This is a genomic window from Solirubrobacter phytolaccae, from assembly GCF_027587195.1.
GTDB lineage: Bacteria > Actinomycetota > Thermoleophilia > Solirubrobacterales > Solirubrobacteraceae > Solirubrobacter > Solirubrobacter phytolaccae.
Genome location: NZ_JAPDDP010000006.1, coordinates 26,639 through 40,114, shown reverse-complemented (window position 1 = coordinate 40,114; position 13,476 = coordinate 26,639). Strand labels below are relative to the sequence as shown.

12 protein-coding genes are annotated in these 13,476 nt (G+C 72.8%); 5 read left to right on the top strand and 7 right to left on the bottom strand.

The window, feature by feature from the left end; all coding sequences use genetic code 11:
* Positions 1 to 27: 27 nt before the first annotated feature.
* Positions 28 to 591 (top strand): RNA polymerase sigma factor, encoded by a 564-nt coding sequence (locus OJ997_RS04830; protein WP_270023910.1) that lies wholly within the window; start codon positions 28 to 30, stop codon positions 589 to 591.
* Complete coding sequence (locus OJ997_RS04825; RefSeq protein WP_270023909.1) at positions 588 to 1,496, top strand: hypothetical protein; 909 nt, start codon at positions 588 to 590, stop codon at positions 1,494 to 1,496. The genes OJ997_RS04830 and OJ997_RS04825 overlap by 4 nt, the downstream gene beginning before the upstream one ends.
* On the opposite strand, the gene OJ997_RS04820 is transcribed toward OJ997_RS04825, so the two are convergent.
* The 5 genes from OJ997_RS04820 to OJ997_RS04800 all read right to left on the bottom strand — a co-directional run bounded on the left by OJ997_RS04820 (position 1,493) and on the right by OJ997_RS04800 (position 7,684).
* A complete protein-coding gene (locus tag OJ997_RS04820; RefSeq protein WP_270023908.1) occupies positions 1,493 to 2,158 on the bottom strand; it encodes a response regulator in 666 nt (221 codons plus the stop codon). The two genes, OJ997_RS04825 and OJ997_RS04820, sit on opposite strands and share 4 nt — an antisense overlap.
* On the bottom strand, positions 2,155 to 3,276 hold the full coding sequence (locus OJ997_RS04815; RefSeq protein ID WP_270023907.1) for a sensor histidine kinase: 1,122 nt from the start codon (positions 3,274 to 3,276) through the stop codon (positions 2,155 to 2,157). Before OJ997_RS04815 ends, OJ997_RS04820 begins: the two co-directional genes overlap by 4 nt.
* 12 nt (positions 3,277 to 3,288) lie before the next feature.
* On the bottom strand, positions 3,289 to 5,322 hold the full coding sequence (locus OJ997_RS04810; RefSeq protein ID WP_270023906.1) for an MMPL family transporter: 2,034 nt from the start codon (positions 5,320 to 5,322) through the stop codon (positions 3,289 to 3,291).
* 87 nt (positions 5,323 to 5,409) lie between these two features.
* A complete protein-coding gene (locus OJ997_RS04805; protein ID WP_270023905.1) occupies positions 5,410 to 6,882 on the bottom strand; it encodes a calcium-binding protein in 1,473 nt (490 codons plus the stop codon).
* A 37-nt stretch (positions 6,883 to 6,919) separates the two neighbouring features.
* The gene (locus OJ997_RS04800) at positions 6,920 to 7,684 is read right to left on the bottom strand and encodes a hypothetical protein (RefSeq protein ID WP_270023904.1); all 765 of its coding nucleotides are present in this window, start codon (positions 7,682 to 7,684) and stop codon (positions 6,920 to 6,922) included.
* An 85-nt stretch (positions 7,685 to 7,769) separates the two neighbouring features.
* On the opposite strand from OJ997_RS04800, the gene OJ997_RS04795 reads away from it, so the two are divergent.
* Entirely contained in the window at positions 7,770 to 9,935 is a 2,166-nt protein-coding gene (locus OJ997_RS04795; RefSeq protein ID WP_270023903.1) for a sensor domain-containing protein, read from the top strand.
* Positions 9,932 to 11,215: an ammonium transporter gene (locus OJ997_RS04790; RefSeq protein ID WP_270023902.1), complete on the top strand. Its 1,284-nt coding sequence runs from the start codon at positions 9,932 to 9,934 to the stop codon at positions 11,213 to 11,215. The genes OJ997_RS04795 and OJ997_RS04790 overlap by 4 nt, the downstream gene beginning before the upstream one ends.
* On the opposite strand, the gene OJ997_RS04785 is transcribed toward OJ997_RS04790, so the two are convergent.
* A complete protein-coding gene (locus OJ997_RS04785) occupies positions 11,216 to 11,944 on the bottom strand; it encodes a ThuA domain-containing protein (RefSeq protein ID WP_270023901.1) in 729 nt (242 codons plus the stop codon). It abuts the gene before it with no gap.
* Here OJ997_RS04785 and OJ997_RS04780 point away from each other — a divergent pair.
* Positions 11,909 to 13,030 carry a Gfo/Idh/MocA family protein gene (locus tag OJ997_RS04780; RefSeq protein ID WP_270023900.1) on the top strand — a complete coding sequence of 374 codons (1,122 nt, stop codon included), beginning with the start codon at positions 11,909 to 11,911 and terminating at the stop codon, positions 13,028 to 13,030. The genes OJ997_RS04785 and OJ997_RS04780 overlap by 36 nt on opposite strands.
* On the opposite strand, the gene OJ997_RS04775 is transcribed toward OJ997_RS04780, so the two are convergent.
* Positions 13,017 to 13,445, bottom strand: coding sequence for a pyridoxamine 5'-phosphate oxidase family protein (locus OJ997_RS04775; RefSeq protein WP_270023899.1), 429 nt, complete (start codon positions 13,443 to 13,445; stop codon positions 13,017 to 13,019). The two genes, OJ997_RS04780 and OJ997_RS04775, sit on opposite strands and share 14 nt — an antisense overlap.
* Positions 13,446 to 13,476: the final 31 nt, after the last annotated feature.

The window sequence follows — 13,476 nt, the reverse complement described above, 5'->3', positions numbered from 1 at the left end:
GGGCGCCCGCATGCAACGCTCACGCCCGTGACGGACATCTCCGGGCTGATGGAGCGATCACACGCCGAGCGCCGCTTCCGGGCGCTCTTCGACACCCACCGGCGTCTGGTGCTCGGCTACGCGTTGCGGCGCGTCGACGAGCCGGCCGACGCGGCCGACGTCGTCGCCGAGACCTTCCTGGTCGCCTGGCGCAAGCTGGGCGACGTGCCCGAGGGCGAGGCCGCGCGCGCGTGGCTGCTCGGCGTCGCGCGCCGGGTACTCGCCAACCAGCGTCGCGGCGAGCGCCGCCGCACGGGCCTGGCCGACCGGCTGGCCGCCGAGCTCGCCGTGACCATGCCCGCCGAACCGGAGGACGACGTCGTCCGGCGCGCGCTGGCCCGGCTCACCGAGGACGACCGCGAGCTGCTGCTGCTCGCGGGCTGGGAAGGGCTCACGCCGAGCGAGATCGCCGTCGCCACGGGCACCCTCGCGGTCACGGTCCGCAGTCGCCTGCACCGGGCGCGCCGCCGGCTGCGCGCCGAGCTGACCGCCCTGGGCTGGGAGGGCGACCCAGCCACCGTCCGTTCGATCGCGCAGGAGACCGTCGCATGAGCCTCGACGACACGCTTCGCCGCGCGGACCCGATCACCGACTCCGAGCTCGCGGCGCTCCCGCTGGACACCTTCGAGGCCGAGCTGCGGGAGTCGATCCTCGCGCGCCCGGTCCGCCGGCGCCCCACGCCGCCCCGGCGGCGGCTCATCCCGCTCGCCGGCGCGCTGGTCGCTTCCGCGCTCACCGCGTTCCTGCTCCTGCTGCCCGGCGGCGGCCGCGACGACCGCGCGTGGGCGGCGGAGCTCGTGCGCGTCGCGGAGTCCGTGCCGCGGCTGCTCGTCGGCGACTGGAAGGTCACGCGCGCCGACCAGTTCGACGTCGGCATGGGCGAGATGGACTTCACGGACGGCGCCCGCACCGTCCAGCTCTCCTGGCGCAAGGGCGATCCCCAGCCCCAGAAGGACGGCATCCTCGCCTGGGAGCAGGACGGCTACGCGCTGGAGCTGCGCGGCGAGGCGTCCGCGGAGGCCCGCGCCGAGCTGCGCTCCGTCTCCGTGGACGAGTGGCTCGCGGCGATGCCGGCGAGCGTGGTGCAGCCGTCCGAGAGCGACAAGGTCGTCGACGCGATGCTCGAGGACATGAACCCGCCCCCGGGCTTCGACCGCACGGCGCTGGATTTCAGCGGCGCGCCTCGTGACCGCTACCAGCTCGGCGCGGCCGTCGTCGCCGAGGTGGCGTGCGGGTGGATCAAGCTCTGGGTCGAGGGTGGCGAGAAGGAGCGCGCCGAGGCCGTCGTCGAGCTGCGCAAGGTCCAGCAGTCGGCGGTGCTGGCGGAGATGGCCAAGCAGGGCCACTACCACGAGGTGCTCGGGCAGTACGTCGACGCGCTCGCGGGCGACGGCACCGTCGTCGGCGGCAAGGTGCTCAGCGTCGAGGAGTCCTACAAGGACGCCCTGGGCTGCTAGCTCGTCCCAGGGATGACCAGGCCCGACTCGTAGGCGACGACCACGAGTTGGGCCCGGTCGCGCGCGTCGAGCTTCTGGAACAGCCGCGCGACGTGGGTCTTGGCGGTCAGCGGGGAGAGGACGAGCTCGGACGCGATCTCCGCGTTCGACAGCCCGCGGCCGACCAGCGTGAGCACCTCGCGCTCGCGCGGCGTCAGCTCGGCCAGCTCGTCGCCCTCGGTGACCGCCGTCTGCTCCTGCGCGACGAACGCCTCGATCAGGCGGCGGGTGAGGCGGGGCGCGAGCAGCGCGTCGCCGCCGGCCACGATCCGTACCGCCGCGAGCAGGTCGGGCGGGTCGATGTCCTTGAGCAGGAACCCGGAAGCGCCCGCCCGCAGCGCGCCGAACACGTACTCGTCGAGCTCGAACGTCGTCAGCACGATCACGCGGGTGCCGGCCAGCTTGGGGTCGGCGGTGATCCGCTGCGTCGCCTCGAGCCCGTCCATCTGCGGCATCCGCACGTCCATCAGCACGATGTCGGGCCGCTCCGCGCGGGCGAGCGACACCGCCTCCGCGCCGTGCGCGGCCTCGCCGACCACGTCGATGTCCGCCTGCGAGGCGAGCAGCGCGCGGAAGCCGGCGCGCACGAGGCCTTGGTCGTCGGCGAGCAGGACGCGGGTCACGACGCCGTCCGCGCGCGCTGCAGCGGCAGCGCCGCCTCGACGCGCCAGCCGCCGTCGGCCATCGGGCCTGCGGCCAGCACGCCGCCGAGCGCCGTCGCCCGCTCGCGCATCCCCCGCACGCCTGCGCCCGCGCCGCCGCCGGACCCGGTGCCCGACCCGTCGTCGGTGACCACGATCGTCACCGTCGCGTCGTTGGCGCGCACCACCACCGCGGCGCGGGAGGCGCGCGCGTGCCGGAGCACGTTCGTCAGCGCCTCCTGCACGATCCTGTAGCTCGCCGAGCCGACCGGTGTCGGCACCCACTCGACGCCCTCGACGTCGACCGTCACCTCCACGCCCGCCGCGCGCAGCTGCGTGGCGACGCCGTCGAGGTCGTCGAGCCCCATGGCCGGGCCGACCGGCGCCGCCTGGTCGGGGTCGCGCAGCACGCCGAGCGTCGCCCGCAGGTCGTTGAGCGCCTCGCCGCTCGTGCGCTTGATCTGCAGCAGCGCCTCGCGGGCCTGCTCGGTGTCCTGGTCGAGCAGGTGCGCGGCGACGCCGGACTGGACGTTGATGGCGACCATCGCGTGCGCGACCACGTCGTGGACCTCGCGCGCGATCCGCAGCCGCTCCTCGCCGAGCCGCGCGTCCGCCTCGGCCTCGTGCGCGGCGACCTCGCGCTCGGCGGCCTGGCGGTTGTTCCAGACGACGTAGCCGATGGCCAGCGCGAGCTCGCAGAGCGCGATGTTCTTCAGCGTCAGGGACACGATCGTCTCCAGCTCGTGCTCGATCGGGACGATCGAGGCCAGGACGAGCGGCGGGAGCAGGGCCGCGGCGATGATCGTCTGCCGCCGGCCGTGCTGGCTGGCCAGCTCGTACAGGGCCCAGGCCGGGATCGCGACGACCGTGTTCCCCGGGATGTACAGGAACATGATCCCGGCGACGCCCGCCGCGAGCAGCGGGCCCATGATGAGGAAGTTCAGCTGGGCCCGCCACACCAGCGGCAGCACGGCGAGGTACGTGACCACGACGCCGAGCGCGTCCACGTGCTGGCCGGGCTTCTCCATCAGCAGCCCGTCCACCAGCAGGACGGGCGGCAGGACGATGACCGGGAGCCAGCGCTTCAGCGTCGGGTGCACGTGCGGATCCTGTCAGGCGGCAGCGGCCTTGGGGCCGCTCTCGCTGATCCCGACGCGGTCGTGCAGGCGCTGCAGCGGCCGCGGCGCCCACCAGTTCCACTTGCCGAGCAGCGCCATCAGCGCCGGGACGAGCAGGCTGCGGACGATGAACGCGTCGATCAGGACGCCCGCGGCGACCGCGATGCCGATCTGCTGGATGAACGGGATCGAGCTGGTCGAGAACGCGCCGATCGCGACCGCAAGCAGGATCGCCGCGGCGGTGACGACCTTGCCGGTGCGCGCGATGCCGATCGCGACCGCCTCGCGCTCGCTCTCGCCCGCGTCCCGCGCCTCCTTGATCCGGCCGAGCAGGAACACGCCGTAGTCGGTGGAGAGCGCGAACACGAGCGCGGCGGTGACGAGGAAGTCGGTCGGCTCGACGCCGCCGTTGGACGTGTACCCGAGCAGGTCCTCGAAGCGGCCGCCCTGGTAGATGAAGATCAGCGGCGAGAGCGCCGCGCCGACGGTCAGCGCGTTCATCACGATCGCCTTCAGCGGCAGCACGACCGAGCCGGTCATCAGCCACAGCAGCCCGAAGGTCAGCGCGCACAGGGCAAGGATGGCGAGCAGGAGCCGGGAGCCGATCGCGGCCTGCTGGTCGACGAACGCGGCGGCGGGGCCGGTGACGGCGGTGTCGAAGCTCGGGCTCAGCGCCCGGATGTCTTCGACCTTGTCGCGGGCGACCGCGCCGGCCGGGTCGCCGGGCACGTCGACGGTCAGGCGCCAGGTGTCGTCGCTCACCGACACGGCCTCGGCGCCGATTTGGCTCGCGAAGGCGTTCACCGCGGTGGCGTCCGACGGGGGCGCGGTGACCGCGACGGTCACGGGGGTGGAGCCGGCGCCGCCGAAGTCGGCCGCGATCGCGTCGGAGACGATCCGCGCGCTCTTGTCCTTCGGGATCGCCGTCTCGTCGACCGGCGTCCACTTCACGCCCGCGGCGGGCAGCGCGACGGCGAGCATGACCGCGGCGGTGACGGCGGCGATGATGCCCGGGCGGCGCATGACGGCGTGCGCGAAGCGGTGCCAGCGGTCCTGCCCGGAAGCGCTCTCGCGACGGGCGAGCTTGGTGCCCCAGAGCGCGAGCAGCGCGGGGGAGACGGCGAGGGAGGCGAGGCCGGCGACGACCGCGACGGAGGCGCCCGCGATGCCCATCGACTGCGCGAAGCCGAGCGGGAACAGCGTCAGCGTGGCGAGTGCGGCGGCGACGGTCGCGGCCGAGAAGGCGACGGTGCGTCCGGCGGTCTGCATCGTGGTCTTGATCGCCGCGCGCGGCTCGGCGCCGTTGCTCAGCTCCTCGCGGTAGCGGGTGACGAGGAACAGCGTGTAGTCGATCGCCAGGCCGAGCCCGAGCCCGATCACCAGGTTCAGCGCGAAGACGTTGAGGCTGTAGACGAGGTTCACGGCCGACAGCACGAGGAAGGTGCCGAGCACGGTGGTGATGCCGACGATGAGCGGCAGCGCGGCGGCGCGTCCGCGGAAGAACAGCAGCGACAGCAACAGCAGCAGCGGGAACGCGAGCATCTCGGCGCGCCCGAGGTCCTCGGAGACCGTCTCGCCGATCTGGTGCCCGGCGACCGGGCCACCGCCGACGGTGACGTCGCGGCGATCGTCGAAGGTCGCGATGGCCGCTTCGGCGATGCTCTCGTCGTCGGTGCCGGCCTTCAGCGTGCCGATCACGAGCCGGCTCGCACCGTCCTCGGACACCGGACCGGGGTCGCTGTGGGCGATCCCGGGGACACTCGCCAGTTCGGTCGCGGCGGATTGCGCCTCCGCCTCGCCGCCGCGGACGAGCAGCACGATCTCACCCGAGGCGCTCTCGCCGGTCGCGCGCTCGAGCTGCCCGTCGGCGCGGCTGGACTCCGAGGAGCCCGCGGTGAACCCGCCGTCCGCGTTCAGCCGCCCGGCGACCGGGCCTCCCACCACCCCGGCGAGCACGAGGAAGGCGAGCAGGATGGAGAGCGTGCGCCAGGGGCGCGCCGCGGAGAGCTTTCCGAGTCGTTCGAGCATGTCCGGCATGCTCGTTCGCGGCGGCCATTTGCACATCGGCCCGGGGGAGTCACTTCGGGCGGGCCCGACTGCTCCCCCGGGAGTACGTCAGCGCTTGAGCGTGTACGTCACCGAGACGCCGGAGCCCGTGATCGTCAGCTTCACGCTGCGCTTGCGCTTGAGCGCCTTCTTGGCCGCCTTCGTGAACTTCAGCTTCACCGTGGCCTTGCCGCTCTTCGTCTTGGCGGAGCCGCTCGCGACGGTCTTCTTGCCCTGCTTGGCGGTGAGCTTGACCTTGCCGGTGACGCCCTTGACCGTCACCGTCAGGCCCGACTTCAGCGCCTTGGCGAGCTTGATCTTCTTGACCGACGCGGAGGCGCCGCCCGGCTGCGGACCGTTCGTCTTGGTCTCCGGACCGCCGGTCGCCGGCGCGCGCTCGACGGTCTCGCAGTCGGCGGCGATCGTGTCGCCGGCGTCGGCGATCACGCGGTCGGTGCCGACGCCGCAGGTCACGGAGTCGACCTCGCCGTCGCGGACGTCGATCGTGTCGTTGCCCGCCCCGAAGTAGTCGCAGTGGTACTCGTTGCAGCGCGACTTGCGGTCGCCGTTGACGATGTCGCGACCCGGGCCGCCGACGAGCTTGTCGTCGCCGAAGCCGCCCTCGACCAGGTCGTCACCCGCGCCGCCGTCCACGACGTCGCCGTGCGCGTCGCCGGCGATCAGCGTGTCGTTGCCTCCGAGCCCGAGCAGCGTGCCGGCGGCGCCGACCTCCGGCCCGGTGAACTCGTTGTTGCCCGCGTCGCCCGTGAACGAGCCGGCGGAGCCGGAGCTGACGCGCTCGACCGCGAGCAGGTTGTCGCCCTCGCCCGGACGTCCGTCGTTGGCGGCCCCGTCGAGCGTGAGCGCGATCGCCGGCGCGTCCTTCGTCTGGCCCGCATAGACGTAGTCGGTGACGGTGTCGAGGCCGTCACCGCCGTCGAGCACGTCGCCGAAGATGCCGTGGTCGGACGGGCCGTCGCCGACGAGTGCATCGGCGCCGCCCTCGCCGTGCAGCTGGTCGGCGCCGTTGGCGCCCTTGAGCGAGTCGTCGCCCTCGCCGCCGAAGAAGCGGTCGACGTTCATGCCGCCCTCGAACGTGTCGTTCCCGGCGCCGCCGTGCGCGACCGGGGCGGCGTTGGTGTCCCGCGAGAGGAAGGTGTCGTTGCCGTCGCCGAGGTCGACGGCGAGCGCGCCCTCGCCGAAGGTCACGTCGGTGCCGATCTCGGTGACCTGGACGCGGTCGTCGCCGCCGCCGACCGAGACGCGGATCTGCTGCACCGGGTCGGTGCAGCTCGTGATGCCGCGCTGCGCGTCGTGCGTGCAGCCGGTGCCGGCCGCGACGGGCTGGTTGTCGATCAGCTCGATGCGGAAGCCGCCGCCCGAGCGGTGCAGGCTGGCCATGATGTCGTTGACCTCACCCGGGGCGCTTTCGGTGATGTCGAGGAACTGGCCGTCGGGGGAGAGCTCGGCCTTGGTGGCGTAGGCGGGAGCGGCGGGCAGCGCGAGCGCCGCGACTGCAGTGGGGAGGATTCGGAACAGCATCCGCTCACCGTCTCGTGAACGGGGTGCCGTGGCGTCATCAATCCGGGGCGTCCTGCTCCATCGAAAGGCGCAGCTGCTCGGCCGCGCTCGCCAGGAACGCGAGCAGCGACGGCCACTCGCCGGTGGTCGCGTCCACGCGGCGGTAGGTCTCGCCGTCGCGCTCCCACACGCCCTCGCCCGCCCGCAACGGCTCGACCAGCGCCGGGAACTTGTCGGTGAGGAAGTTGATCCGCTCCTCGACAGGCTGGGAGGAGTCCTCGCGCAGGAGCATCCACCACGTGTCCCCGCCGTCAGGGCCGGGTGCCCGCGCCACGACGTCGGGCGCGCGGTCCTCGCGCAGGATGTGCTCGTCGACGATCGGCCGCTCGTCCTGCGCGTAGCCGAGCTCCGCGTCGGAGTAGTCGATCGAGATCACGTGCTCCGGGTGGAAGCTGACGTGGTCGCCGAGCTCCAGCCCCTGGATGCGGAACGGCCCGTTGCGCAGGATGCCGTGGCCGGCTTCGACCACCTCGACCCACATGCGCTCGACGTGGCCCTCGCCCTCGCTGTCGGCGTGCGGGCCGTACTGGAACTCGAGCTTGATCAGCTCCCCCGGCTGCAGCGCCTCGCGGCGCTCGCGGGTGGGGATGAAGAACGAGCGCGGGTGCTCGGCGTGCAGGGCCTCACCGTCCGCCAGCCACCAGTCGTGTGGCTCGGGCGTGGCCGCGCGGGCGTCGGCGGGGACGTCCTCCGGCTCGATGTGGGCGGTGACCATGTCGGCGAGCGGATGCTCCTCGCCGCAGACGCTGCAGATCGCCGTCATGGGCTAAACCGTACTGCGAGATTCCGTTCATTCGCTCCAAACCGGTGAGCGCGCGCGAATCCATCTCTACCATGCGCGCGATCACATGCCTCGACTGGTCGCGCCGTTCGGTGAAAGACAACGACGAGAGCGACCGGTAGAGCGGCTGGTCAGCCGCGGGGTCGTCGTCGAGGCCGGGCCGCAGCACCGCGCCCACCAGGCGCAGCGGGCCGCCGAGCGCCTCGGCCGCGTCGTCGTGGAAGGGCTCGACGAGGGCGTGATCGTCACCGACGGCGACCTGCGCCCGATCAACTGGAACCCGAGCGCGCTGCGGATCCTAGGCATCAGCGAGGAACGTCTGCAGCAGCACGACTTCGCCGCGGCCGGCGCCGGGCTCGGCGGGCGGCTGGAGAGCCCACTCGCGGCCGCGTTGCGCGACGGCGTCACCCGTCACGCCACCTACGAGCGGATCGCGCCCGACGGCCAGCCGCAGTGGGTGACGCTGAACGTGCGCCCGACCGGCGACCGCGTGGGCGAGCGCGCCCGGCTCGTGTGCACGTTCGCGGACGTCACCGCCAGGGTCGTCGCCGATCGCGACCTGCGCGAGCAGCGCGACCGCGCCCAGCGCTTCCTCGACGTCGCGAGCACGCTCGTCGTGGTGCTCGATCCCGACGGCATCGTGCAGCTGATCAACCGCCAGGGGTGTGAGCTGCTCGGCTTCCAGGAGGACGAGCTGCTCGGCCGTGACTGGTTCAACGCGGTCGTGCCGTCCTCGGAGCGCCTGGACTCGCGGCGCGCCTTCCACCGCGTCGTCTCACGCGTGGAGACGCCGGGCGAGACGCTCGAGACGTTCGTGCAGACCCGTGACGGCGAGTCGCGCAAGGTCTCGTGGCGCAACGCGGTACTGCTCGACGACGACGGCCGGGTGACCGCGGTGCTGCGCGCGGGCGAGGACATCACGGCGCGCGACCGGGCCGAGGCGCAGGTCGCGTTCCTCGCCTACCACGACCGGCTCACCGGCCTGCCGAACCGCGCGCTGCTGGAGGAGCAGCTCAACCGCGCGGCCTCGCGCGCCCGCCGCGGCCAGACGTCGCTCGCGCTCCTGTACTTCGACCTGGACAACTTCAAGCTCGTCAACGACTCGCTCGGGCACGCCGCGGGCGACGCGGTGCTGCTCGGGACGGCCCAGCGCGTGTCCGAGCTGACCCGCAGCGGCGACGTGCTGGCCCGGCAGGGCGGTGACGAGTTCCTGCTGCTGCTCCACTGCGGCGAGGACGAGGACCCGCGCGAGGCGGCGCGCTCGACCGGCGAGCGGATCGCGGAGGCGCTCGAGGTGCCGTTCGAGCTCTCGGACGCGGTCTTCCACGTGGGCGCGTCGATCGGCGTCGCGCTCATGCCTGAGCACGCCGAGGACCCCGAGACGCTGCTCAAGTTCGCCGACGCCGCGATGTACCAGGCCAAGCGCAGCGGCCGCGGGACCGTCGCGTTCTACGAGCCCGACGGCGGCGACGACGCGCGCGCCCGTCTGCTCGTGACGAGCCGGCTCCGGCGCGCGATCAGCGAGGGCCAGCTGCTGCTGCAGTACCAGCCGATCTTCGCCGTCGAGACCGGCGCGCTGGTGTCCGCCGAGGCGCTCGTGCGCTGGCAGGACCCAGAGCAGGGCCTCGTGCCGCCCGGCCTGTTCATCCCGGTCGCCGAGGACACGGGCCTGATCGACGCGATCGGCCAGTGGGTCGTGGAGGAGCTGTGCGCGCAGGCCGCCCGCTGGCGCGACGAGGGCTTCGTGCCGGGGCTCGGCTTCAACCTCTCGCCGCGGCAGCTGCGCCGGCCGGACCTCGTGGCCTCGATCGCCGCCGCGATCGACGCGCACGGGCTGCCGCGCGAGCAGTTCACCGCGGAGCTGACCGAGAGCGCCGTGCTCAGCGACGAGCACCGCCACACGTCGCTGCTGGAGGAGCTTCGCGAGGCGGGCCTGAAGGTCGCGATCGACGACTTCGGCGCCGGGCACTCCTCGCTCGGACGCCTGCGGGCGTTGGCCGTGGACACCTTGAAGGTCGACCGCTCGTTCCTCGCCGGCGTGCCCGAGGACCGCAGCGCCGGCTCGATCGTCGCCGCGATGCTCTCGCTCGCCAATGCCCTCGGCATGAACGCCGTGGTCGAGGGTGTGGAGACCGAGCCGCAGCTCGAGTTCCTGCGCGAGCACGGCTGCCCGCTCGCCCAGGGCTTCCTGCTCGGGCGCCCCGTTCCCGCCGATCGGTTGCCACGCGCATGAGCGAGCTCGACGTCACCTGGGTCCTGGTCGCGGGCGTGCTCGTGATGTTCATGCAGGCGGGCTTCGCGTGCCTGGAGATCGGCTTCTCGCGCGGCAAGAACGCGGGCACGGTCGTGGCGAAGGTGCTGATCAACTTCGCGACGGTCTCGCTCGCGTGGTGGCTGGCGGGCTTCGCGCTCGCGTTCGGCGGCGACGGCTGGTTCGCCGGCACCTCAGGCTTCTTCCTCTCGATCGGCCACGTGCTCGGTGAGGGCAGCCCGATCCCCGGGCCGCTGGACGGGGCCGGGAGCGCGTTCGCGTTCTTCCAGCTCGTGTTCTGCGCGGTCTCGCTGGCGATCGTGTGGGGGACGACGCTCGAGCGCGTGCGCTTCATCGCCTATCCGCTCTACGGCGTCGTGTTCGCGGCGCTGATCTATCCCCTGATGGCGCACTGGATCTTCGGCGGCGGGCTGCTGAGCGACATCGGCGACGGGATGCAGGACTTCGCGGGCTCGACCGTCGTGCACCTGACCGGCGCGACCGGCGGCCTGGCGGCGCTGCTCCTGCTCGGCCCGCGCCGCGGCAAGTACGCGCCGGACGGCACGCCGCGCGCGATCCCCGGCCACTCGATGCCGCTGTTCGGGCTCGGCGTGCTGATCCTCTGGCTCGGCTGGTTCGGCTTCAACGGCGGCTCGACGCTCGGCACGGACGGCAACCGCTTCGCCGAGGTCATCTTCGTCACCAACCTCGCCGCGGCGGCGGGGGTCGTCGGGGCGGCGGTGACGGTCACGCTGATGGTCGGCCGGCTGGACGTCGGCATGGTCGGCAACGGCGCCGTCGCGGCGCTGGTGGCGATCACGGCGCCGTCGGGCTTCGTCGAGTTCTGGGCCGCGCCGATCATCGGGCTCGTCGCGGGCGTGCTCGTGGTCGTGTCCGTGCTGGCGATCGACCGGGTGCTGGACGACCCGGTCGGCGCGCTCTCCGCGCACGGCATCGCCGGCATCTGGGGCACGCTCAGCTGTGGCCTGTTCGCCTCGCCCCGGTTGATCGAGGCCGCCGGGTTGCCCGGCCGGCCGGGGCTCGTCTACAACGGCTCGTTCGAGCAGCTCGGGGTGCAGGCGCTCGGTGTCGCGATCGCGTTCGTGGTCGTGTTCACGCTGTCCTACGTGACCTTCGGGGCGATCAAGGCGACGGTCGGCCTGCGCGTGACGCCCGACGAGGAGCGCGAGGGCCTCGACATCGTCGAGCACGGCATGTACGGCTACCCCGAGCAGTTCATCGCCGCGGGCGAGCCGGACTAACTAGGTCAGGTACCAGTCGCGGGGCGCGTTCGGCGCCTCGGGCACCGGGCCGCGGGTGCGCGGGGTCGCCCACGTGACCGCGTTGGCCAGCACGCGCTGGATCTCGGGCTGGAAGTAGACCGGGTAGTCCTGGTCGCCGGGGCTGAAGTAGAAGATCCGGCCCGCGCCGCGCTGGAAGCAGCAGCCGGAGCGGAACACCTCGCCGCCGGCGAAGCTCGAGATGAACACGAGCTCGTCGGGCTCCGGGATGTCGAAGTGCTCGCCGTACATCTCCTGCTCGGGGATGACGATCGGATGCGGCACGCCCTGCGCGATCGGATGCGCCGGGTTGACCGTCCACACCAGCTCGCGCTCGCCCTCGTTGCGCCACTTGAGGCTGCAGCTCGTGCCCAGCACGCGCTGCAGGATCTTCGAGTAGTGGCCCGAGTGCAGGACGAGCAGGCCCATGCCGCCGAGGACCGCCCGGTGGACGCGGTCAACGATCGCGTCCTCGACCTGGTCGTGCGCGATGTGACCCCACCAGGTCAGGACGTCGGTCTGGTCGATGACGTCCTGCGGGAGCCCGTGCTCGGGCTGGTCGAGCGTGGCGGTTCGAGTCTCCACTTGATCCCCGAGGACCTGGCGTAGCCCCGCCGCGACCGCGCCGTGCATGCCGTCCGGGTAGCGCTCGCGGACGGCGTCCTCGGTCCGCTCGTGGACGTTCTCGCCCCACACCGTTACGCGTACCATCCGCCGATCTCTACCACGAAGACACTGCGGGCGGGGGTTGTTGGGGTCGGCTGGGCCGGCATCCAGCACGCCGAGGCCTACGCGAAGCTGCCCGGCGTCGAGCTCGCCGGGATCGCCGGGCTGGAGGAGCCCGTGCGCCGCGAGCTTGCGGACCGCCTGGGTGTGGAGCGGCACGTCGGCGACTGGGCGGAGCTGTTCGCGGACGAGTCGCTGGACGTCGTCAGCGTCGCCGTGCCGACGTTCCTGCACGCGCCGATCACGATCGCGGCGCTGGAGCGCGGGCTCCATGTCCTGTGCGAGAAGCCGATCGCGCGGACGCCGTCCGAAGCCGCTTCGATGGTGGACGCGGCCGAACGCGCCGATCGCGTGCTCGACGTCGCCTTCAACCATCGCCAGCGCGGGGACATCCAGACGCTGCGGCGGGTCGTGGAGGACGGTCGGCTCGGGCAGGTGTACTACGCGAAGGCGTGGTGGCTGCGGCGGACCGGCATCCCGACGCTCGGCTCGTGGTTCACCAACCGCGAGCAGGCGGGCGGCGGGCCGCTGCTGGACATCGGCATCCACGTGCTCGACTACGCGCTGTTCCTGCTCGGACAGCCGCGCGTGACGACGGTGAGCGCGAGCACCTACGACCTGCTCGCCACCGGCGGCTTCGGCGACGCCGAGGTGTCCGACAAGACGGGCGGCGCGGGCGGCTTCGACGTCGAGGACCTCGCGACCGCGTTCCTGCGCCTGGACGACGGCGGGACGCTGCTGGTCGAGGCGAGCTGGGCCGCGCACCGCACCGCCGGCGACGAGTTCGGGATCACGCTCTTCGGCACCGAGGGCGGCGCGGACCTGCGCGTGGTCGACATGGAGGCGATCGGGACGCTGAAGGTCTTCAGCGACGTCGCGGGCGTGGCCGCGGTCACCGAGCTCCACCCGCGGGCCGGGACGGGGCACGACGCGGTCGTCGCGCAGTTCCTGGAGACCGTGCGGGCGGGCCGCGGGGGCGAAGGTGTGGCCGCGGCGGGGCTCGCCTCGATCGTCGACGCCTGTTACCGGTCGGCCGAGGCGCGGCGCGAGATCGCGCTCACTTCCGCTTGATCTGCTTGACCCCGCCGTCGGCCGTCCAGAGGTCGATGATCAGGTGCTCCTTGGCGTCGTCCAGGCTGACGATCGACGCCTCGGAGACCTCCAGGCGGAACTTGTGGTGCTCCTGGTTCGGGACCCCGTGCGCGTGGCCGGCGATCTTCGCGTCGGCCAGGCCCTCGTCCGGTTCGACCGACCCGCTGTGCAGCGCGAACCGCGGGTCGCGCTGGAGGTCCTTCGCCTTCAGCGCGTTGGCCATCGACCCGATCCAGAGGTCGTCGCCCTCGAACTGCACCTCGGTGCCGGAGATGCGCGGCGCGCCGTCCTTGCGCAGCGTCGCGATCGTCAGGTGCGTGTGGGCTTTGAAGCTCGCGCGGATGCGGTCGGCGAGGTCGGGGGCGGCGGTCTCGAACTCGTTCCAGGTGGCCATGACCGGCACGGTGGCGTCACTTCGGCGCGCC